Source organism: Micromonospora sp. CA-248212, assembly GCF_050948405.1.
Classification (GTDB): domain Bacteria; phylum Actinomycetota; class Actinomycetes; order Mycobacteriales; family Micromonosporaceae; genus Micromonospora.
In genome coordinates, this window is record NZ_CP192023.1 from 3,790,065 (window position 1) to 3,812,014 (window position 21,950).

At 71.9% G+C, this 21,950-nt stretch carries 15 protein-coding genes; 10 read left to right on the forward strand and 5 right to left on the reverse strand.

Annotated elements, in window-relative coordinates:
• Positions 1-2 precede the first annotated feature (2 nt).
• Positions 3-356: a YciI family protein gene (locus tag ACQP03_RS18225; RefSeq protein WP_357118117.1), complete on the reverse strand. Its 354-nt coding sequence runs from the start codon at positions 354-356 to the stop codon at positions 3-5.
• Positions 357-622: 266 nt separating this feature from the next.
• On the opposite strand from ACQP03_RS18225, the gene fxsA reads away from it, so the two are divergent.
• From fxsA to ACQP03_RS18240, 3 genes are read left to right on the forward strand one after another with little or no spacing between them, the layout of a single operon-like run.
• Complete coding sequence (gene fxsA / locus ACQP03_RS18230; RefSeq protein ID WP_357118114.1) at positions 623-814, forward strand: FxSxx-COOH cyclophane-containing RiPP peptide; 192 nt, start codon at positions 623-625, stop codon at positions 812-814.
• A 2-nt stretch (positions 815-816) separates the two neighbouring features.
• On the forward strand, positions 817-2,028 hold the full coding sequence (locus tag ACQP03_RS18235; protein WP_357118111.1) for an FxsB family cyclophane-forming radical SAM/SPASM peptide maturase: 1,212 nt from the start codon (positions 817-819) through the stop codon (positions 2,026-2,028).
• Positions 2,025-3,722 carry an aKG-HExxH-type peptide beta-hydroxylase gene (locus ACQP03_RS18240; RefSeq protein WP_357398443.1) on the forward strand — a complete coding sequence of 566 codons (1,698 nt, stop codon included), beginning with the start codon at positions 2,025-2,027 and terminating at the stop codon, positions 3,720-3,722. Before ACQP03_RS18235 ends, ACQP03_RS18240 begins: the two co-directional genes overlap by 4 nt.
• A gap of 23 nt (positions 3,723-3,745) precedes the next feature.
• Here ACQP03_RS18240 and fxsT read toward each other — a convergent pair whose 3' ends face one another.
• The 4 genes from fxsT to ACQP03_RS18260 form a co-directional block, all read right to left on the reverse strand.
• On the reverse strand, positions 3,746-7,657 hold the full coding sequence (gene fxsT, locus ACQP03_RS18245; RefSeq protein ID WP_357169777.1) for an FxSxx-COOH system tetratricopeptide repeat protein: 3,912 nt from the start codon (positions 7,655-7,657) through the stop codon (positions 3,746-3,748).
• Between the two features lie 12 nt (positions 7,658-7,669).
• A complete protein-coding gene (locus ACQP03_RS18250) occupies positions 7,670-8,911 on the reverse strand; it encodes a TIR-like protein FxsC (protein WP_357169774.1) in 1,242 nt (413 codons plus the stop codon).
• Positions 8,912-9,168: 257 nt separating this feature from the next.
• A complete protein-coding gene (locus ACQP03_RS18255; protein WP_357398447.1) occupies positions 9,169-11,808 on the reverse strand; it encodes a discoidin domain-containing protein in 2,640 nt (879 codons plus the stop codon).
• Between the two features lie 325 nt (positions 11,809-12,133).
• Entirely contained in the window at positions 12,134-13,336 is a 1,203-nt protein-coding gene (locus ACQP03_RS18260; RefSeq protein ID WP_357118096.1) for an ROK family transcriptional regulator, read from the reverse strand.
• A 237-nt stretch (positions 13,337-13,573) separates the two neighbouring features.
• On the opposite strand from ACQP03_RS18260, the gene ACQP03_RS18265 reads away from it, so the two are divergent.
• The 7 genes from ACQP03_RS18265 to ACQP03_RS18295 all read left to right on the forward strand — a co-directional run bounded on the left by ACQP03_RS18265 (position 13,574) and on the right by ACQP03_RS18295 (position 21,924).
• A complete protein-coding gene (locus ACQP03_RS18265) occupies positions 13,574-14,872 on the forward strand; it encodes an ABC transporter substrate-binding protein (RefSeq protein ID WP_357118093.1) in 1,299 nt (432 codons plus the stop codon).
• Positions 14,873-14,942: 70 nt separating this feature from the next.
• The gene (locus ACQP03_RS18270; protein ID WP_363660311.1) at positions 14,943-15,935 is read left to right on the forward strand and encodes a carbohydrate ABC transporter permease; all 993 of its coding nucleotides are present in this window, start codon (positions 14,943-14,945) and stop codon (positions 15,933-15,935) included.
• Positions 15,928-16,767, forward strand: a complete 840-nt coding sequence (locus ACQP03_RS18275; RefSeq protein ID WP_357118087.1) for a carbohydrate ABC transporter permease — start codon at positions 15,928-15,930, stop codon at positions 16,765-16,767. Before ACQP03_RS18270 ends, ACQP03_RS18275 begins: the two co-directional genes overlap by 8 nt.
• 29 nt (positions 16,768-16,796) lie before the next feature.
• Positions 16,797-18,161, forward strand: a complete 1,365-nt coding sequence (locus ACQP03_RS18280) for a GH1 family beta-glucosidase (RefSeq protein ID WP_357118084.1) — start codon at positions 16,797-16,799, stop codon at positions 18,159-18,161.
• 198 nt (positions 18,162-18,359) lie between these two features.
• Entirely contained in the window at positions 18,360-18,857 is a 498-nt protein-coding gene (locus ACQP03_RS18285) for a 2Fe-2S iron-sulfur cluster-binding protein (protein ID WP_357119408.1), read from the forward strand.
• The gene (locus tag ACQP03_RS18290; protein ID WP_357118080.1) at positions 18,854-19,837 is read left to right on the forward strand and encodes an FAD binding domain-containing protein; all 984 of its coding nucleotides are present in this window, start codon (positions 18,854-18,856) and stop codon (positions 19,835-19,837) included. The genes ACQP03_RS18285 and ACQP03_RS18290 overlap by 4 nt, the downstream gene beginning before the upstream one ends.
• Positions 19,834-21,924 carry a xanthine dehydrogenase family protein molybdopterin-binding subunit gene (locus tag ACQP03_RS18295; RefSeq protein WP_363660312.1) on the forward strand — a complete coding sequence of 697 codons (2,091 nt, stop codon included), beginning with the start codon at positions 19,834-19,836 and terminating at the stop codon, positions 21,922-21,924. Before ACQP03_RS18290 ends, ACQP03_RS18295 begins: the two co-directional genes overlap by 4 nt.
• Positions 21,925-21,950 lie beyond the last annotated feature (26 nt).

Genomic DNA, 21,950 nt, shown 5'->3' on the forward strand with positions numbered 1-21,950 from the left:
GGTCACCCTCCGGCGGCGGACCGGAAGGGGCGGACCTCGATCGGCAGGGTGGTGGCCAGCGCGTAACGGCGGCCCCAGCGCAGGGCCGCGTCCAGGTCCGGAACGTCGATGATGGTGACCCCGCCGAGGTGCTCCTTGCCCTCCACGAACGGCCCGTCGGTGACCAGAACGTCGCCGTCGCGGGGACGCAGCACGGTGGCGGTCTCCGGCCCGTGCAGGCCCTGACCGAACACCCACGACCCGTCCGCGACGAGCTCGTCCCGCAGTTCACCGACCTCGCGCATGACCTGGGCCAGGAACTCCGGCTCCGGTGTCCCGCCGTTGGGCTGGTGCATGCTGAGCAGATAGAGCGCCATCGTTCCTCCTCGCGAGCGGTGGGTCGACGTGACGTCGACCCCTCATCTTCCACACGAACGGCGACCGCCCACATCGACAGGCCGATCGGCCCGGTATCGGCCCGCCGACGCCGACGGGCCGTGGCGGTACGCCAGGTAACGGCACGGTGGCCAGCGCGTACGGGGTACGGTGTCGCGCCCTCGCGGGTCGGCTGCGATGGTGTAGAAAGGCGGAGTGAGCGCAGCGGTGACTCAGGTGCCGGTCTTCGAGCGAAGGACGGTCCACCGTGGCTGACCACGACCAGCCGCCCATCCCGCACGCTGTCGGCACCGCGCTGGTGCAGCTCGGCGACGTACCCCTGGCGGACCTGTTGGCCGGTGCCGGTGACGGCGTCCTGGCGCACGTGCTGGGCGCGCTGGCCGCCGAGGGCGAGCCGGGTCGGCCCGGCGACGTGTCGGCCTTCGAGTCGAGCTTCTGACCGTGCCGGCCGACGCCCCGCCGTCGGCCACCCGAGACCGCCCTGCCGTGGCCACGCCGCACATCCGGCAGGTGGTGCTGAAGGTCCACTCGCGGTGCAACCTGGCCTGCGACTACTGCTACGTCTACCGCCACGCCGACCAGGACTGGCGGTCCCGGCCCCGGATCATGGCCCCCGGGACCGTGAGCCGGGTCGCCGACCGGCTCGCCGCCCATCTGGCCCGGCACGGCGCCGACCGCGTCCGGGTGGTGCTGCACGGCGGTGAGCCGCTGCTCGCCGGTCTCGCCGTGCTCGACCGGACGGTCCGCACGCTGCGGGCCGCGCTGCCCACCGGGGTCACGCTCGATGTCGCGATGCAGACCAACGGGCTGCTGCTCGACGAGGCGGCGCTCGACCTGTGCCACACGCACGGCATCGACGTCGGCGTGAGCGTGGACGGTGACCGTACGGCCAACGACCGTCACCGCCGTCACGCCGATGGGCGCGGCAGCTACGCCGAGGTGGCCAGGGCGCTGCGCCTGCTGGCCCGACCCGAACACCGCGCCCGCTACGCCGGTCTGCTGTGCACCGTGGACCTGGCCAACGATCCGGTCACCGTCTACGAGGGCCTGCGGGAGTTCGACCCGCCCCGGCTGGACCTGCTGCTCCCGCACGGCAACTGGAGCGCTCCCCCACCCGGGCGTCACCCCGACGACCCCGCCACCCCGTACGCGGACTGGCTGATCGCCGTCTTTGACCGCTGGTACGCCGAGCGGCCCCGGCGGACCGGCATCCGACTCTTCGAGTCGCTGATCGCGCTGCTGCTGGGCGGTCGCAGCGGCACGCAGGCGCTGGGCGTCACCGATCCGGATGTCATGACGATCGAGACCGACGGCACCATCGAGGGCACCGACACGCTCAAGACCACCAGCGCCGCGGCGATGCGGACCGGCTTCGACGTCTTCCGGCACAGCTTCGACGACGCGCTGCGGCACCCGTCGCTGGCGGGGCGTCCCACCGGGATCGCGGCGCTCGCCCCGGCCTGCCGGGCCTGCCCGGTCGTCGGCGTCTGCGGCGGCGGCCTGTACGCGCACCGGTTCCGCGACGGCGACGGCTTCACCCACCCCTCGGTCTACTGTGCCGACCTGTTCCGGCTGATCCGGCACGTGCAGGAGAGGGTGACCGCCGACCTGGCGGCGCTGCGCGATCGGAGCGTGCCGGCGGTACGCCCGTGACGGGCCCGTTGACGGCGAGACAACTCGCCGGGCTGGCCGCCGGCCACGGTGACGCCGACACCATCGCCGTGTTGCGCGGCGGGCAGCTCGGTCGCCGCCGGCTGCTGACCGTGGCCGCGGCCCGCGCCTGCCGCGACCAGCCGCTGGTGCGGCAGAGTCTGGAGCTGCTCACCCGGGCCGAGCACGCCGAACCGGCGACGGTCGCCGCGGTGCTGGCCCATCCACCGGTGACCGGCTGGGCCCGCGCCGCGCTCGACGGCGCGGCCGGCCCCACCTATCTGGCGACGCTCGCCACGGCGGCGGCGGTCCGCGCCGGCCTGACGTTCACGCTGACGCTGCCCCGCCCGGCCGACGGTGTGCTGCCGCTGCCGACCGTCGGGGCGGCGACGGGCCTGCACGCCGATGGCGCGATCCGACTGCGCGGCGCGACCGGCACGCTGCGGATCGACGGCGGCGCGGACGACGGCGGAGTGTGCGTCGACGCCCGCGCCGGTCGGCTGCTGGACGCGGGCGACGGCGGGATCGAGTGGCAGCCGGCACGCCGGACCGTGCCGTTCGACGCGGCCGGGGTGCTCGTCGACGACCAGGACCCGTGGCGCGACTGCTACCACCGGCCGTCCGCGCCACGGCTGGACGACGCGGGGGCGGCCCGGCTGGACCGTCTCGCCGCCGGGGCCGGGCAGTGGCTGCGCGAGCACCTTCCGGCGCACGTCGACGCGCTGGCCGGGCTGCTGCGCTCGCTCGTGCCGCTGCGTCCGCCGCCCTCGGGCAACCCGGTGAGCGCCACCAGCAGGGACGCGCTGGGGGCCATCGCGCTCTCCGTGCCGGCCGACGCGCAGACCCTCGCGTTGCTGCTCGTGCACGAGGCGCAGCACACGAAACTCGGCGCGCTCCTCGACCTCGTCCCGCTGCACAGCGAGGGTGGGCCGGCGCGCTACCGGGCGCCGTGGCGGCTGGACCCGCGCCCGGTCGGCGCGCTGCTCCAGGGCGCGTACGCCCACCTCGGGGTGGCCGAGGTGTGGCGGCAGCGCCGGCACGAGGGCAGCGCCGCCGCGTTCGAGTACGCGTACTGGCGGGAGCAGACCGTCCGCGCGGTCCGGCAGCTCGCCGGGGCGACCGAGCTGACCGCGGTCGGCCGGTCGTTCGTGACCGACATGGCCCGCACGTTGCACGGCTGGCGTGACCCGCTCGACGGCCCGGTCGAGGCCGCCGCGCGGGACGTCGCGGACGCCGGCGCGGTGCGCTGGGGCCTGGCCAACCTGCGGCCCGACCCGGACGGGGTGGCCCGCCTGGCGCGCGCGTGGCGACACGGCGTGCCACCGGCTCTCGACGGCTCACCGTCGACGGTCGTCCCGGCCCCGGCCCGGCCCGCTCTCACCGTGGCCAGTGGCCCCGAGGCCGCCGTCCGCCACCGGCTCCTGGGCGGCGGCGGGCCGCACCGGTCGAGCCCGAGCGACCAGGCGTACGCGGCGGGCAACTGCGAGGACGCGTTGGCCGGGTACCGGCGACGGCTCGCGGCCGACTCCGGCGATGTCGACGCCTGGGTGGGACTCGCCCTGGCCGCCCACCGCACCGGGCAACCGGCGGCGGCACGGATGCTGACCCGCCGGCCCGAGGTGGTGCGGGCGCTCAGCCAGAGCCTCGTGGACGCCGACCCGCTCGCCCTCGCCGCGTGGCTGGCGGCGGCCACCTGACCGACCGCGCCTTGAAACAGGACCTAGAGCAGCGCCGGTTCGATGTAGGCGTTGGAGCGTTCCCGCTGGCGGGCCTGCACCACCCGGGGATTGTCGCCGCCGAAGAGCTGCACGAGTTGCCCGAACGCCTCGTCGTAGAGCGCCCGGCCGGCGTCCGCCTCGCTCTCGGTGCCCTGGCGGCTCAACGCGAGGTTGACCGACGCCGAGAGGGTGTCCGGGTGCTCGGCGCCGAACGCCCGGGTCAGCTCCACGTACGCGGTGGTGTCCAGCAGCAACGCGCTCTCCCGGTCACCGAGGGCGAACAGGTCGTTGGCCAGGTTGAGGGTGGCCAGCAGGGTGTGCGGGTGCCGCTCGCCGAGGTTGGCCAGCAACTGGTCGCGGACCCGCTGGGACAGCTCCCGGGCCTGGGCGTGGTCGCCCTGCTTGCGCAGCAGCACGCCGAGGTTGTTGAGGCAGGCCAGGCTGATGGCGTGCGAGTCGCCGAGCACAGCGTTGTAGCTGATGCTCAGGCGGCGTGCCAACCGTAGGGCGGTCTGGTTGTCACCCACCGCCGACCAGGTCGTGGCGAGGGCCATCTCGGCCGAGAGGGTGTCGGCGTGCTCGGCGCCGAGGGTGCGCTGGTAGCGGACCACCGTCCGCTCGATCAGCCGGTGCGCGTCGGTGAAGCGGCCGAGCTGACGCAGCGTGAGCGCCAACTCCTTGGCAGTCCGCAGGGTCTCCGGATGGTCCGGTCCGTTCACCTTCTGCTGGCTGGTGTACGCGCGTTGCAGGACGCTGTGCGACCGCCACAGCTCGCCGGTGTCGCGCAGGCCGCGCCCGTAGTTGCTGGCCGAGGCCAGGGTGGACGGGTCCTCCTCGCCGAAACGGTCCCGCCGTCGCTCGTGGATGTGCTGGTCGAGCGCGGCCGCGTTACGGAAGTCACCGACCAGCCGCAGCGACACGGCGAGGTTGTTCTCGGCGATCAGCGTACGGCCGCTGTCGTCGCCGAAGCTGCGCACGCTCAACTCCAGCGTGCGCCGGTCCTGCGCCTCGGCCTCGTGGTAGAGCCCCTGGGCGCGCAGGTCCGCGCCGACGCTGCGGGCCGTCATCAGGGTGTAGAGGTGATCCTCGCCGAAGATCCGCCGCTGCCGCTCGTAGACGTCCCGGTCGATCTCGTACGCCCCGTCGAAGTTGCTCTGCGCGCGCAGCACGTTCGCCAGGTGAAAGCGCATGCGCAGCCGGGTGGGGTCGTCCTCGTCGGTGTCGCGCCACCCGGTCAGCGCATCCTCGGCGAGGGTGCGGCTGCTGTCGTAGTCGCCCCGCCGGTAGAGGTAGCGCACGATGTCCACGACGAGCTGACGCGCCTCGTCCAGGGTGGACAGGTGCAGGCCGCTGGGGCGTACGTGCGGCCACAGCTCGGCGTACTCGGGCCAGTTGACCGGCTTGTCGGGGTCGCGGGGGTTGGCGGCGGCGAGCAGCAGTTGGGCCTGCCGGCGGGCCTCGTCGGGATCGCTGAGCTGGTCCTGGATGACCAACTGGACCAGCCGGTGGATCCGTACCGTGTTGTTCTCGGCGTCGACCTGGGCCAGGCCGTAGCGACCCAGCTCGGCGGTGACCAGGCCCTGCAGGATCGGGTCGGTGAGCGTCGGATCGATCGGCGCCATGAAGCTGGCGAAGCGGTCACCGGTGAGCATGGCGACCGGGATCGGCTCCGGCGCGTAGAACGAGCACAGCTCCAGCAGCCGGGCGGCGGCCGGCTTCTCCTCGCGCAACTGACCGAGGGTGAACAGCCAGGTGGCGGCGAGCGCCTTGGAGTAGCCGGCGGACTGCCGGCCGTCGAGGATGCGCAGCAGGCCGGGCGTGTCCAGCGAGTTCAGGTACTTCTCGACCTGCATGGCGCTGGCCCGCAGGTACGCGGCGCCCTGCTCGACCGCGAGCGGCAGGTCGCCGAGCTTCTCGGCCACCTGGGTGGCCTCGGCCTCACTGAGTCCGCGAACCCGGTCCCGCAGCAGTTGGACGCTCTCGGCGCGGTCGAAGACGGTCAGCTCGGTCGCGGTGGCGTACTCGCTCCAGCTCTGGTCGCGGGTCGTGAGCAGGACGTGGCCGGGGCCCTGCGGCAGTAGCGCGCGGGTGGCGTGGGTGGGCTTGTCGACGTTGTCCAGGATGATCAGCCAGCGCTGGTCGGGCCCGGCGCGGCGCAGCGCGTCGAGCACCCGTCGGGCCGCCTCGGCGCCACCGCCGGTGCCCAGCCCCATCGCCTGCCCGAGGTCGCCGAGGCCGCCGCGGATGCGGTCCTCGCTGTCCGCCGGGATCCACCAGACCAGGTCGTACCCGCGGCCGAAGCGCAGCGCGTACTCGGCGGCGAGCTGGGTCTTGCCCACACCGCCGAGGCCGTGCACGACCTGGATGGCCGAGTCCGGCGAGGTGGTGAGCCGGTCGCGTAGCGCTTCGAGTTGGGCGGCGCGACCGACGAACGGGGTGCCGTGCTGGCGGACGTTGGAGATCGCCGGGAACGGGCCGGGGAAACGGCCGACCGCGCGACCGCCGGCCATGGCGGTCGTCCCGCCGGCGGCATCCAGTAGGCGGGTTCGCGCGGTGGACGGGTCGACGTCGGTGAGGTCCACCGGGCTGTGGTCGCTGTACGGCATCGTCAGCCGCGACTCGTCGACGCGCAGCGGCACCAGCACGCCCGCGCCGCCGAGCTGGTCCCGGCCGGTGGCGTTCTTCCACACCTCGCCGGCGAGGGGCGTGCTGGCGTAGTGCCGGGTGAGGACGGCCAGCACCCGGCTCGCGCCGCTGACGGCCCGGTCGAACTCGGCCCGCCCGCCGGAGAGCACCGGCACGTCCAGCGCGCGACGATCCACCCGCAGCCCGGCGTCCTCCAACTGGTCGGTGATCCACTCGGCCCAGAGCCGGTCTGCCGAGGCGTAGCTGAGCAGCACGGCCTGCTCGGCGGTGAGCCGGCTGCGCTCGAATTCGGTCAGCGAACGGCGTCGGTCCGCCTCGCCGATCGGGTGCAACTGGGTGACGCGCCCGTCGGTGATCACCGAGGCGAGTTGCTCGTACGCGGCCAGCAGGGTGCCGACCTGCTCGGGCCGGTCACCGAACGCGGCGAGGATCTCCTCGTAGGCGTAGAAGGTGCGGTAGGGCACCTCGATGGTGTTCCAGTAGCGGGCGGCCGCCGCCTCCGAGAGGTGGTCGAGGAACGGGGCGAACTCGGTCCGTACCAGGTCGCGCCCGGTCTCCAGCTTGCGCAGCTCGGCGTCCTCGACGCGCATCGGCACCGGCAGCAGCAGCGGCGGGTCGTCCGGGCGCTGGCTGCGGATCGAGCGGGCCACCGCCGCCGCTCCCCGGATGCTCTGGGTGGACATGGTGAAGCAGTTGACCACCAGGTCGGGCAGTTGCACGGTGCAGATGCCGGCCACGTCACTGAGGCCGGTGCGGCTGTCGATCAGCACCACGTCGTACTCGGCGCGCATCTGCGCCCGGACCGCGTCGATGAACGACGCGCCGCCCTGGCGCTCGTAGAAGTTGGCCCAGTCGAAGGTGCTCACCAACCGGGAGTACGCCGAGTCCTGCTGGCCGGCGGCCACGAAGTCGATCACGCCGCCGTGGCTGAAGTCCCAGTTCAGCGAGACCGCACGACGTTGGATCTTGGCGTGGCCGGTGAGGAGTTCCTGGGAGTCCTCGTCCCGGTTGCGCTGCATCGTGGCGATCGAGTAATCCCAGATCATCTCGATGACGCCCGGGGTGGCCCGCAGCTCCTTGTCCCGCAGGAACGGGTGGAAGTAGCGGTGCAGACCCGGAGACTCCAGGTCCCAGTCGACGACCAGCACCTGCAGGCCCTGACTCGCGAGGATCCAGGCCACGTTGGCCAGCGCCATCGTGCGGCCGGTGCCACCCTTGTACGAGTAGAAGGTCACGATCTGGCCGCGTGCCGTCTCGTTCAGCGCCATGACGTGTCTCCCCTAGGGACCTTCGAGGATCGGGCGGGTACCGGGGCCGTCGGTGGGCGGCTCCTGGTAGACGGTGCCCGTACGGTAGATCCGGCCCTGTTCGACGACCAGCACGTCCTCCAACTCCTCCTGGAAGCGCGCGCAGGTCGCGATCTCGGTGCGCCACACGTCGCGGGTGCTGTGCAGCACGTGGTACGGGAGCACCCGGGCCAGGGTGTCCCACATCTTGCGGTTGCCACCGGCGGCGGCGTCGTCGGCCGCCGTCCACGGCACCAGCACCGGCGCACGCGGCCCGGTCACCTCGCGGTCGTGACGCATCAGGCTCTGCCGGTAGCGCGGCAGGTCGGCGGACCAGACGTCGACCACCAGCACGACGATCTGGTTGTGCGCCAGCGCCCACTCCCGCACCGCCGCCAACTCCTCGGCGTCCTCCACCGTCCAGCCGTAACTCTTGGTGGTGGCGATGGCCCCGGCCCAGCTGCCGATGGGCACCTCCAACTCGGGCTGGTACGGACGCCAGTCCCGGGAGATCGCGCCGTACCGGTCCTCGGCTCCGGGGCGACTGCCGGCGACCTCGGCGGAGCTGCCGGCGACCAGGACGATGTGCACGTGCCGTGCGCTGGTGGCCCGCTGCACCGCCGTCGTCACGGCGGCGCCGTGGTGCGCCTGCGGCCGTGGCGGCAGGTCGAAGGCGCTCGTCACCTTGGACAGCACCGGGCGCTGCGCGGGCCGCTGGAGCTGGTGGTCCCGGGCGGTCTGCACGATGTGCTTGGCGAGCGCGTCGACGAAGTCCTCGTAGTCGTCCTCGTGCCGTTTGCGCTGCTTGAGGGTGAGCAGGCCGTCCTGCGCGTACGCGGTGCCGGTCGGGAAGTTGCGGTACTGGTAGCCGGCGACCGCCGCGGGCAGCTTGTCGCACGGGATCCACTGGACCGGCACGATCGCGGGTGGACGGACCTTGAACAGCCGCTCGTGCTCGTCGATCCGGTCGGCGAAGACCCGGAACTCCCGACCGCAGTAGTCGCTGACGACGTACCGGGGCGAGGTGAGCGCGATCAGACAGGCGCTGGTGGACAACGCATCGGACAGCGTGTCCGTCCACGTGCTGCCGAGCAGGATCTGCCCGTCGATGAAGCCCGCCTCGTCCCAGCGGACGGCGGCCAGCCCGGCCACCGCGTCACTGAGATCGCCGAAGAACTTCTGGATCTGACCGTTGCGGTTGTCCTCTTGGGCGTAGCTCAGGAAGAAAAGTGGCACGCCCGCCTCCGCTTACGGGTTCCACGACCGGTAGGCACAGTATAAGACCGTCGATGCCAGCCCACCCGAGCCGCGATCATCAGCGCGGGCGCGCGGAGAGTCGTATGCCCGACGCTTTCGGGTGGCCGACGAAGTGGCGTACGCGGAGACGACCGTGGCCGGCCCGGTCTTCGGCGGGACCGGGCCGGCCTCGGCCCTGGGTACGACCCGCGCCGGCCCGGTCAGATGAGTCGACCGGGCCGGCGCGGGCGTCCCGGTCAGGGGTAGTTCGTCAGGTACACCGTCTGGTTGGCGGCGTTCGCGGTGCCACCGGCGTTGTTGATCACCCGGTTGATGGTGCCGACGCCACCGAGCGAGACGGTGACCATGTTGGTGAAGCGCACGTTCGAGTTGACCGGCACCTCGAAGGAGTGCTCCTCGACCACGGCGGGGTTGACGTTGAAGTAGCTGTAGCTGCCCAGCCCGAACGCCTGGTGGCTGGTCACCGAGTCGGCCACCTTGTACGCGGCGTAGCCCCGGGTGGACCCGTTCATCCAGGCCGCCTGGTTCGGCACGTCGTACGGCAGTTCGTTCTGGTAGAAGTACGTCCGCCCACCGTTGCCGTTCCAGATGGTCTGGTACTTCTGGTAGTGCTCGACGAAGAGGCCGTACATGGTGACGTCGTCGCCGTTGACGGTGAGCCCGGTGTCGGCGGTGTTCAGCGTCCACCCGGTGGGCACGCCCTGGGCGGCGTGGTCGGCCCGCCACAGCCACATGTGGTCACCGATCACATTGTCGCTGTTGACGGTCAGCGTGTTGGTGGCCTTGCCGACGAGCGGACCGCCGATGCGGAAGAACACGTCGTGCAGCGAGGTCGGGTTGCCGGCGTGGCTCGCCGACGAGCCCGACGGGCCGACCTCCATCAGCACCGGCGAGTTGGTGGTGCCGGCCTCGAACATGATGCCGGCGACCTTGACGCCGTCCACGTCGGCGACGCGCATTCCGACGCTGCCGTTGTCGGCCTGGATGGTGGCCAGGCCGAGGCCGAGGATGACCGTGTCGGCCCGGTTGACCTGGATCGGCTCGGTGACGTGGTGCACGCCCGGGGTGAAGAGCAGGTGCTTGCCCTGGGCGAGGGCGGCGTTGATGGTGGCCGCGCTGGTGCCGGGCTGGACGACGAAGAACTGCGACAGCGAGATCGACGAGCCGGCCGGGGTCTTGTTGTACCAGCTCGTGCCGGTGGAGTTGGTGCGCACCGCGGGCACGAAGACCCGGTACTCGCCGCTGCCCGTCACGTAGAGGAACGGCTTCTCGCGGACCTGCGGGGTCTGCGCGATGACGGTGTGCGACGGGTTGGGGAAGCTCGGCGGCGGAGCGCCGTTGACGCCCTGGAAGACCATGTTCCACACCGAGCCGGTCCAGCCGTTGCCGAACTCGCTGTTACGCGAGTACCACTGCTGCTGCGATCCGGAGACGACCAGGCCGTCGATGCGGGTGTCGGCCAGCAGGCCGCCGCTGGACCAGCCGTCGCCGCCGTTCCAGAGCTGGATCTGGTTCTGCGCGCCGCGCAGGTGCATCCGCCGGTACGGCGCGGCCTGCGACACCGCCCACCGCTCCACGCTGACTCCGGACGGCAGGGTCACCGAGAGGTTCTCCGCGGACCGCCAGAAGTTCTGGGTGGCGTTGCCGCCGAACCAGGTCGCCTCGGCCCGGACGTGACCGTTGAGGTTGACGTCGTCGGGGCTCATGCCGAGGCCGGCGACCTGGGTGAAGAAGCCGAGGTTGACGTCGGCGGTGTAGGTGCCCGGCTTGAACAGCACGGCGTAGCGCTGCGCGCCGAACTGGTTGGTCTCCTGCTGGGTGAAGATGGTGTTCAGTCGACTCTGGATCGTCGACGTCGGGGTGCTCGGGTCGAAGACGTACGTGTTCGCGCCGAGGTTGGGGTTGTACGGGTCGGTCGTGCCGACCGGGGGTTCGGTGGTGCCGCCGCCGGTCGTGTTGACCGCCACCTCCCACAGCGAGTAGCCGTAGGCGGTGCCCCGGGCGGTGCCGTACACGCGCAGGTAGCGTCCGGTGCCGGTGACGGTGAGGCTCTGCGTGCCACCGGTTGCCGTGGTGGTGGAGTAGATCGTGGTCCAGGTGGACCCGTCCGCGGAGGTCTGGAGCTGGAAGGCCCGGGCGTACGCGGCCTCCCAGGTCAACGTGACCCGGCAGATGGTGCGGGTGCTGCCCAGGTCGACGCGCAGCCACTGCGGGTCGCTGGCGGCGCTGGCCCAGCGGGTGCCGGTGTTGCCGTCGACGGCGGCCGAGGCGGGGGTGCCGGCGTTCTCGGTGGACGGGGCGGTCACCGGGCTGCCCTGCGCCACGTTGGCGCTGCCGCAGGTGGACGTGTCGCCGCCGGTCTCGCCGTAGACCTGGAACTCCCACAGCGAGTAGCCGTAGGCGGTGCCCCGGGCGGTGCCGTACATCCGCACGTACCGGCCGGCGCCGGTCACGGTGAGGTTCTGCGTGCCGCCCGCGCCGGTGGTGGTCGAGTAGATCGTCGTCCAGGTGGCGGCGTCGTCGGAGGTCTGGATCTGGAAGGCGCGGCCGTAGGCGCCCTCCCAGAGCAGGTTGACCTGGCTGATGGTGGCCCGCGCGCCGAGGTCGACCTGGAGCCACTGCGGGTCGCTGAAGGCGCTGGCCCAGCGGGTGCCGGTGTTGCCGTCGACCGCGGCCGAGGCGGGGGTGCCGGCGTTCTCGGTGGACGAGGCGGTCACCGGGCGGCCCTGCGAGAGCAGGGTGGGGGCGGCCTGCGCGGGCGCCGTGGCCACCGCCGGGGTCAGGGCTGCCACCAGGGCCACCGCGACTCCGGTGAGGAGGTGCCGAACGGTCCGCCGCCGGGGACGCGGGCGTACGGATGTAGCACGAGATGTCATGACATCGCCTGTCGATAGGGCGTTACGGACGCCGTGCGGGTGGGGTCGGTCTTCGCCCGTGGTGCCGTGGGTGGTGCCGCCGATGCGACGCCGCGGGGAGAGGAGAGCGCTCTCGTAGGAGTGTTGCGGCGAGATTGCGGCGGCGTCAAGACATCGATCTATAACTTCGTTATTTATCCCGAGAATCAGATTTTGTGTAATTCCACCCCGCCCCACCCGTCCACCCCCGTCCCGCCGGCCCGAGCTGACTCCCGTTGATCAAGAGGTTGGCGTCAGAAACCGCGCCCGGGATGACGCGAACCTCTTGATCAACGGGCGAAGGGGGTCAGGTGGGAGGGACGCCGCCGGCGGTGAGGAAGCGGGCTATCGGGAGGGTGGCCGCGCCGAGGGCCACCGCGTCGACGCCGAGGCGGCACAGTTCGATGGACGCCTGCTCGTACGGCTGGCGCAGCGCCTGCCGGCCGGCGGCCTCGCGCACGGCCGGCAGCAGGTCGCCCAGCGCCATCGCCGCCCACCCGCCGAGGACCACCCGCTCCGGGTTGAACAGGTTGATCAGGTTGGCCACCCCCGCGCCCAGGTAGCCGGCGGTGTCGTCCAGCACCCGGCGGGCGGTGGCCGAGCTGTCGGCGGCGGCGACCAGCGCGGCGAGCTGGGACTCCTCGTCCTCGCCGGGAACGGCGCGTCCCCGACGGGCCTCCCGGTAACGGTCGATGATCGCCTCCGCGCCCACGTACGCCTCGAGGCAGCCGCGTGCGCCGCACCGGCAGGTCCGGCCGCCGTACACCAGGGTGGTGTGCCCCCACTCCCCCGCGCTGCTGGACGCGCCCCGATAGGTGGCGCCGTTGGTCACCACGGCGGCGCCCACGCCCGACCCGACCAGCGCGAAGACGGCGTGCCGGGCCCCACGCCCGGCGCCGAACCACATTTCGGCCTGCCCGAGGGTCTTCGCGCCGTTGTCGATGTGCAGCGGCAGGTCGGTGCCGGCGCCGATGAGGCGTTCCAGCGGCACCCGGTCCCAGCCGAGGGCCTGGGCGTGCACGACGGCCTCGTCGCCCTGCTCGACCACGCCGGAGACGCCGATGCCGACGCCGAGCACGTCGGCGGTGGCCACGCCGGCCCGGCCGGTCACCACCTCGATGCCGGCCAGCACGTGCCCGGCCACCAGGTCCGGCTCGGTACGCGCCGGGTCGAGCGGATACTCGACGCTGGCGAGCAGCGTCATCGCGAAGTCGAACAGCTCGACCCGGACCCGGGTCTCGCCGACGTCCACGCCGATCACGAAGGCGTACCGGGCGGCGACCCGCAGCAGCATGCTGGGTCGGCCGCCGTCGGACTCGGCGGCCCCGGCCTCGACGACGATGCCCTCGTCGATCAGGTCGGCCACCACGTTGCTCACCGCCGGCTGGCTCAGCCCGGTGCTGCGCACCAGGTCCTGCCGGGTGAGCGGGGCATCGAGGAAGAGCTTCGTCAGCAGAGCGGACCGGTTGCGCAGCCGGACGCTCCGGTTGGTGGCACGCGCCAGCTCCACTCGTCACCTCGTTCCCGTCGGCCGTAGGTGGCGACTGTAACCGCACCGTGCTTGACGACCCACCGGCCAACCACTTTAATGACGACATTCATTAAGCCGTGATGTAACTCCCGGGAAACGCCGAAGGACCTCCGACGGCGCGTCCGGAGAAACCCCGTCCGCAGCCGACCGCCGTCGCCTCACCCCTATCGACGACGACGGTCGGCGGACCCCCACCACGCACCGGAAGGGCTGACCGTGTCGAGACGACACCTCGGGATATTCGCTGCCGCCGTACTGGCCGCCGCATCGCTGACCGCCTGCGGCGGCTCCGGCGACGACTCCGCCTCCTCGCCCAAGACCCTCACCTATTGGGCCAGCAACCAGGGCGCCAGCCTGGAGGCCGACAAGACCACCCTCCAGCCCGAGCTGGACAAGTTCGAGAAGCAGACCGGCATCAAGGTCAACGTCGAGGTGGTCCCCTGGTCGGACCTGCTCAACCGGCTGCTCGCCGCCGCCACCTCGGGCAAGGGCCCGGACGTGGTGAACATCGGCAACACCTGGTCGGCGTCGCTGCAGGCCACCGGCGCGCTCGTCGAGTTCGACGACGCCGCGCTGCAGGCCGTCGGCGGCAAGGACCGGATCGTGCCCGCCGCGCTCGCCGCCGCCGGCGCGCCCGGCAAGCCGCCGGCCGCCGTCCCGCTCTACTCCATGGCGTACAGCCTGTACTACAACAAGAAGATGTTCGCCGACGCGGGCATCACCGCCCCGCCGACTACCTGGGAGCAGGTCGTCGAGTACGGCAAGAAGCTCAGCACCGGTGGCAAGTGGGGCCTCGCGATCGAGGGCGCCAACCCGTCGGAGAACGCCCACCACGCGTTCACCTTCAGCCAGCAGTACGGCGGCGAGTGGTTCGACTCGGCCGGCAAGCCGACCTTCGACACCCCGCAGAACGTCTCGGCCATCAAGCGCTACATCGACTTCATGGCCGCTGACAAGATCACCAACCCGAGCAACGCCGAGTACGCGCAGAACCAGTCGGTCTCGGACTTCGCCAACGGCAAGGCCGCCATGCTGCTGTGGCAGTCCGCCGGTTCGAACCTCAAGACGCAGAACATGGCCGCCGACGCGTACGGCGTGGCCCCGGTGCCGTTCCTGGCCAACCCGCCGGCCGGCGGCAAGAAGGTCAACAGCATGGTGGCCGGCATCAACATGGCCGTCTTCAAGCACACCAAGAACAAGGACGGCGCGCTGAGCTTCGTCAAGTTCATGACCAGCGACGAGGAGCAGACGATCCTCAACAAGACGTACGGCTCGCTGCCGGCCGTGAAGACCGCCGGCGCCGACCCGGCGTTCAGCGCTCCGGAGCAGAAGAGCATCCAGGAGACCCTGGTCACCACCGCGGCCCCGCTGCCGCAGGTGCCGGAGGAGAGCACCTTCGAGACCCTGGTCGGCACCGCGATGAAGGAGTTGTTCGCCGACGCGGCGAGCGGCAAGCCGGTCACCGAGGCATCGGTGAAGGCGAAGCTGACCGACGCGCAGCAGAAGATGCGCTGACCCACGCAGCGCCGGTGGCCGTGGTCGGGCTCGTCGCCTGACCACGGCCACCGCCTCCGAGAGGACCCCGATGGCAACCAGCACCACCGCGCCGGACGCCGACCGGTGCGCACCCCGGGCCGGGTCACCCGCCCGGGGGGCCGCCCGCCGGCCGCGCGGCCCCCGCCGTTCCCCCCTGCCGTACCTGCTGCTCGCGCCGGCCATCGTGCTGGAACTCGCCATCCACGTGATCCCCATGGTGGTCGGGGTCTGGATGAGCATGCTGGAGCTGACCCAGTTCCACATCCGCGACTGGTCCACCGCACCCTTCGTCGGCCTGGAGAACTACCGGGCCACCCTCGATTTCAACAGCGCCGCCGGCAAGGAACTGCTGCACTCGTTCTGGGTGACGCTGGCCTACAGCGTGCTCTCGGTCGGCTTCGCCTGGCTGCTCGGCATCGCGGCGGCCGTCGTGCTGCAGAAGCCGTTCCGTGGGCGGGCCATCCTGCGGGCGCTGTTCCTCACCCCGTACGCGCTGCCGGTCTACGCCGCCGTGATCACCTGGAGCTTCCTGCTGCAGCGCGACACCGGCCTGGTCAACCACGTGCTCGTCGACCAACTCGGGCTGCTGAACGAACGGCCGTTCTGGCTGATCGGCGACAACAGCTTCTGGTCGCTGCTGGTGGTGTCGGTCTGGCGCAACTGGCCGTTCGCCTTCCTCTGCCTGATGGCCGGTCTGCAGAACGTGCCCGGCGAGCTGTACGAGGCCGCCGCGATCGACGGCGCGGGGTTCTGGCGTCGGCTGCGCTCGGTCACCCTGCCCATGCTGCGGCCGGTGAACCTGGTGCTGCTGCTGGTGCTGTTCCTGTGGACGTTCAACGACTTCAACACGCCGTTCGTGCTCTTCGGCGGCTCCGCGCCCGCGCAGGCCGACCTGATCTCCATCCACATCTACCGCAGCTCCTTCAAGACCTGGGACTTCGGGTCGGGCTCGGCGATGTCGGTCGCGCTGCTGCTGTTCCTGCTGGTCGTCTCGGCCGCGTACCTGCTGATCACCAACCGCCGGAGGGACGATCATGCGTGAGACCGCCGGTGAGCGCTGGGGCCGGCGCATCGTGCTGACCCTGCTCACCCTCTTCGTCGTCATCCCGCTCTACGTGATGGTGACCTCCGCGGCGAAGCCGCTGCGGGACGTGCAGAACGGGTTCACCTGGTGGCCCAGCCGGCCCACCCTGCAACCGTTCGTCGACATGTGGAGCACCGTGCCGCTGGCGCGCTACCTGGTGAACAGCCTCGTGGTGTCGAGTCTCGCGGCGGTCTGCTCGGTCGCGATCGCCATCTTCGCCGCGTTCGCGGTCAGCCGGTACCGGTTCCGGGGCCGGGGCGTCTTCACCGTGACGGTGCTGTCCACGCAGATGTTCCCCGGCATCCTGTTCCTGCTGCCGCTGTTCCTCATCTACGTCAACCTGGGCAACGCCACCGGTATCGAGCTGTACGCCAGCCGGACCGGCCTGGTCATCACGTACCTGACCTTCTCGCTGCCGTTCTCGATCTGGATGCTGGTCGGCTACTTCGACTCGATCCCGCGCGGGCTGGACGAGGCGGCGCAGGTCGACGGGGCCGGGCCGTTGCGCACGCTGTTCCAGGTCATCCTGCCGGCCGCCGTGCCCGGCGTGGTCGCGGTGACCGTGTACGCGTTCATGACCGCCTGGGGTGAGGTGCTGTTCGCCTCGGTGATGACCGACGAGGGCAGCCGCACCCTGGCCGTCGGCCTGCAGGGCTACTCGACCCAGTTCAACGTCTACTGGAACCAGATCATGGCCGCGTCGCTGGTGGTCAGCATTCCGGTCGTCGCCGGGTTCCTGGCCCTGCAGCGGTACTTCGTCGCCGGCCTCACCGCCGGCGCCGTCAAGTGATCCACCCGAACCCAGAGGAGAGCCTTCCCGTGCCGGACCTGTCCAAGCTGCCACCCGACTTTCTCTGGGGCGTCGCCACGGCGGCGTACCAGATCGAGGGGGCCGTCGATGTCGACGGCCGGGAGCCGTCCATCTGGGACACCTTCTCGGCGACCCCGGGCAACGTCGACAACGGCGACACCGGGGCGGTGGCCTGCGACCACTACCACCGGTGGCCGGAGGACGTCGGGCTGCTGCGGCAGCTCGGCGTGGACGCGTACCGGTTCTCGGTGGCCTGGCCCCGGGTGATGCCCGCGGGTGTGGGCCGGGTCAACCCCGCCGGGCTGGACTTCTACGACCGGCTCGTCGACACGCTGCTCGCCGACGGGATCCGGCCGTTCGTCACGCTCTACCACTGGGATCTGCCGCAGGCCCTGCAGGACGCCGGCGGTTGGCCGGAGCGCGCCACGGCCGAGGCGTTCGCCGACTACGCGGCGGTTGTGGCCTCTCGCCTGGGCGACCGGGTGGCCGACTGGTGCACGGTCAACGAGCCGCTCTGCGTGTGCTGGATCGGGCATCTGGACGGGAACATGGCCCCCGGCGAGCGGGACCTGACCCGCGCGGTGCGCGCCTCGCACCACGTGCTGCTCGGGCACGGCCTCGCCACCCAGGCGATCCGGGCGAACGCCGCCCGGCCCGCCTCGGTGGGCCTGGTCGTCAACCTCAGCCCGATCGAGCCGGCGACCGACCGGCCCGAGGACGTCGCGGCGGCGCGGCGGGCGGACGGGCACGTCAACCGCTGGTGGCTGGACCCGATCCACGGGCGGGGCTACCCCGCCGACATGGTCGAGACGTACGGGGTCGAGCCGCCGGTACGCGGTGACGACCTCGCGGTGATCGCGACGCCCACCGACTTCCTCGGGGTGAACTACTACTTCCGGCAGTTGGTGGTCGACGACCCGACCGGCCCGGCGCCGTACGCGAAGCAGGTGCCCGTCCCCGGCTCGGTGGAGACCGCGATGGGCTGGGAGATGTACCCGGCAGGGCTGGAGCGGCTGCTCGTCGACGTGCACGAGCAGTACGGACCGGCCCGGATCATCGTCACCGAGAGCGGCTCGGCGTGGCACGACGAGATCACCCCCGACGGCACGGTCGAGGACAAGGAGCGCACCGACCACCTGGAGCAGCACCTGGCGGCGTGCGCGTCGGCGGTGGCCCGGGGCGTGCCGCTGGACGGCTACTTCGTGTGGTCGCTGCTGGACAACTTCGAGTGGGCGTACGGCTACGACAAGCGCTTCGGGCTGGTGCACGTCGACTACGCCACCCAGCGGCGGACGGTGAAGGCGAGCGGTCTGCGCTACGCGGAGTTGATCCGCGCGCATCGGAATCTTGCCCGGGCCACTCCGGTGGCCTGAGACGGGGGCGGGCGGACGGCCGCCCGGGTGGCGCTGCGGCGCGTACCCGGGCGGCCGTCGCCGTTCGCGGGGCGGACGCCCCACGGCGAAGCGCTCTTCGCGTTATTCGCCCGCATTTGTACCCGGGATGGCTAATCTGGGGCGGTGTCCGCAGCAGCAGAGAGACAGACGGTCGTCGACGCGCAGCACGCGTCCCGGGTGGGGTTCGACGTCAACGGCGCCCCACGCGAGGTGACGCTGGACAATCGCACCACCCTGCTCGACACGCTGCGCGAGCATCTCGGCCTCACCGGGGCCAAGAAGGGCTGCGACCACGGCCAGTGCGGCTCCTGCACGGTGCTGCTCGACGGTCGCCGGGTGAAGAGTTGCCTGCTGCTCGCGGTCACCCTGGACGGCCGCTCGGTGGTCACCGTGGAGGGGTTGGCCGACGGGGAGGAACTGTCGCCGTTGCAGGCGGCCTTCATCGCGCACGACGCCTTCCAGTGCGGCTACTGCACCCCCGGGCAGCTCTGCTCGGCGCGCGGGATGCTCGACGAGGTCGAACGGGGCTGGCCCAGCGCGGTCACCGAGGACCTCGCCGCCGCGCCCGACCTCACCGACGCCGAGATCCGCGAGCGGATGGCCGGCAACCTGTGCCGCTGCGCCGCGTACCCGCACATCGTGACGGCCGTCCGCGAGACGGCGGCGGCGCGATGAGGCCGTTCCGCTACCACCGGCCCACCGACGTGGCCGACGCCGTCGCCGTGCTGGCCGCCGAGCCGCAGGCGGCGTACCTCGCCGGCGGCACCAACCTGGTGGACCTCATGAAACTCGGGGTACAGCGCCCCGACGTGCTGGTGGACGTGAACCGGCTGCCCCTGGACACCGTCGAGGAACTGCCCGACGGCGGACTGCGGATCGGCGCGACGGTGCGCAACAGCGACCTGGCCGCGCACCCGGCGGTCCGCCGCGACTACCCGGTGCTGACCCGCGCCCTGCTCGCCGCCGCCTCCGGGCAACTGCGCAACATGGCCACCACGGGCGGCAACCTGTTGCAGCGCACCCGTTGCCCGTACTTCCAGGACACCGGCAAGGCGTGCAACAAGCGCGAGCCGGGCAGCGGATGCGCCGCCCTGCACGGCGAGAACCGCGACCTCGCGGTGCTGGACTGGTCCGAGCAGTGCGTGGCCACCCACCCGTCGGACCTGGCCGTCGCCCTCGCCGCGCTGGACGCCGTGGTGGAGGTGCACGACACCGACGGTGTCCGGGACGTCCCCATGGTCGACCTGCACCGCTCGCCCGGCGCCCATCCGGAACGGGAGACCACCCTGGCCCGGGGCGCGCTGATCACGGCCGTACGGCTGCCGGCGCTGCCGGCCGCGCGCCACTCGACGTACCTCAAGGCACGAGACCGGGCGTCGTTCGCCTTCGCGGCCGGCTCGGTGGCCGCGGTGCTGGACCTCGACGGCGGCGTCGTCCGCGACGTGCGGCTGGCCTACGGGGCGTTGGCCCACCGGCCGTGGCGCGCGTACCGGGCCGAGCAGGAGCTGCGCGGCCAGCCGTTCAGCCCGGAACTGGCGGCGCGGGCCGCCGACGCGGAGCTGGCCGAGGCCCGCCCGCTGAGCGACAACGGCTTCAAGCTGCCGCTGACCCGGTCCATCACCGTACGGGTGCTCAGCGAACTGGCGGCGTCGTGAGCACCGGGGCGATCGGTCAGGCGCACCCCCGGCTGGAGGGCCGGGAGAAGGTCACCGGCGCGGCGCGGTACGCGGTGGAGTACCCGGTCGACGGCGTAGCCTACGGCTGGGTGGTGCCCGCGACGGTGGTGCGCGGTCGGATCACCCGGATCGACACCACCGAGGCGCTGGCCTCGCCCGGCGTGCTGGCCGTCGTGCATCACGGCAACGCGCCGCGGCTGGCGACCATGGTGGAGCCGGACCTGTGGCTGCTTCAGGACCCGGCCGTGCACTACCGGGGGCAGTACGTCGCGGTGGTGGTGGCCTTGAGCCTGGAGGCGGCCCGCGAGGGCGCCCGGCTGGTGCGCGTCGAGTACGACACGGGCCCGCACAGCACGGTGCTCACCGACGACCACCCCGGTCTGTACAAGCCGGACGAGGTCAATCCCCACTACCCGACCGACACGGCCGAGGGGGACTTCGACGCGGGGTACGCGGCCGCGCCGGTCCGGGTGGACGCTACCTACCGGACCCCGGCCTACCACAACAACCCGATGGAGCCGCACGCCACCACGGCGCAGTGGACCGGCGGGCGGCTGCTCGTGCACGACTCCAACCAGGGCGCGTCATCGGTGCGGGCCACCCTCAGCGAGCTGTTCGACCTGCCCCGCGAGTCGGTCCGGGTGATCGCCGAGCACGTCGGCGGAGGCTTCGGCAGCAAGGGGTACGCCAAGGCCGCCGTGGTGTTGACCGCCCTGGCCGCCCGCCACGTGGACCGGCCGGTGAAACTGGCGCTGACCCGCCAGCAGATCTTCGGGCCGATCGGCTACCGCACGCCCACCATCCAGCGGGTCCGCCTCGCCGCCGACACGGATGGGCGACTGACCGCGATCAGCCACGACGCGATCAGCCAGACCTCGATGATCCGCGAGTTCGCCGAGCAGACCGCCGTCTACACGCGCAGCATGTACGCCGCGCCGCACCGCCGTACGACACATCGACTGACCCGCCTCGACGTGCCCACCCCGTTCTGGATGCGGGCGCCGGGCGAGTGCCCCGGCGCGTACGCCCTGGAGTCGGCGATGGACGAGCTGGCCGTGGCCGTCGGCATCGACCCGGTGGAGCTGCGCGTCCGCAACGACCCCGAGGTCGACCCCGACCAGGGGAAACCGTTCACCAGTCGGAATCTGGTGGCCTGCCTGCGCGAGGGCGCGCGGCGGTTCGGCTGGGCCGACCGGAATCCGACGCCCCGGTCCCGGCGCGAGGGACGCTTCCTGGTCGGCTCCGGCATGGCCGGCTCGGCCTACCCGACCCGGTCCCGCCCGTCCTCGGCGCGGGTCACCGCCCGTCCGGACGGCGGCTTCCTGGTCCAGATCAACGCCACCGACATCGGCACCGGGGCGCGTACGGCGCTCTGGCTGGTCGCCGCCGACGCCCTGGGGGTGCCGCCCGAACGGATCGAGATCAGGATCGGTGACAGCGACCTGCCCACGGCCCCGTTGGCCGGTGGCTCGATGGGCACCTCCAGTTGGAGCTGGGCGGTGATCCGGGCGTGTGCGGCGCTGCGCGCCAAGGTGCCCGACGGCAGACCGCCGGACGCCGAGGTGACCGCCGAGGCGGACACCACCGACGAGATCGGCGAGCAGGCCGCACTCCCCCGGTACGCGTACGGGGCGCAGTTCGTCGAGGTCCGGGTGGACACCACCACCGGCGAGATCCGGCTCAACCGGATGCTCGGCGTGTTCGCGGCCGGCCGGATCGTCAACCCGACGACGGCGCGCAGCCAACTCATCGGGGGCATGACGATGGGCCTGTCGATGGCGCTGCACGAGGGGGGCCTGCTCGACGAGCGGTACGGCGACTGGGTCAACCACGACCTGGCCACCTACCACATCACGGCCTGCCCGGACGTGGAGTCCATCGAGGCGTACTGGGTGGACGAGCACGACGACGAGCTGAACCTCGCCGGGGTGAAGGGCATCGGGGAGATCGGCATCGTGGGCGCGGCGGCGGCGGTCGCCAACGCGGTGTACCACGCCACCGGGGTGCGCATTCGTGACCTGCCGATCCAACTCGACAAGCTCGTCGGAGTATCAGAGCTGGCTTAAATAAGTCAGGAGTGATACAACTGTCG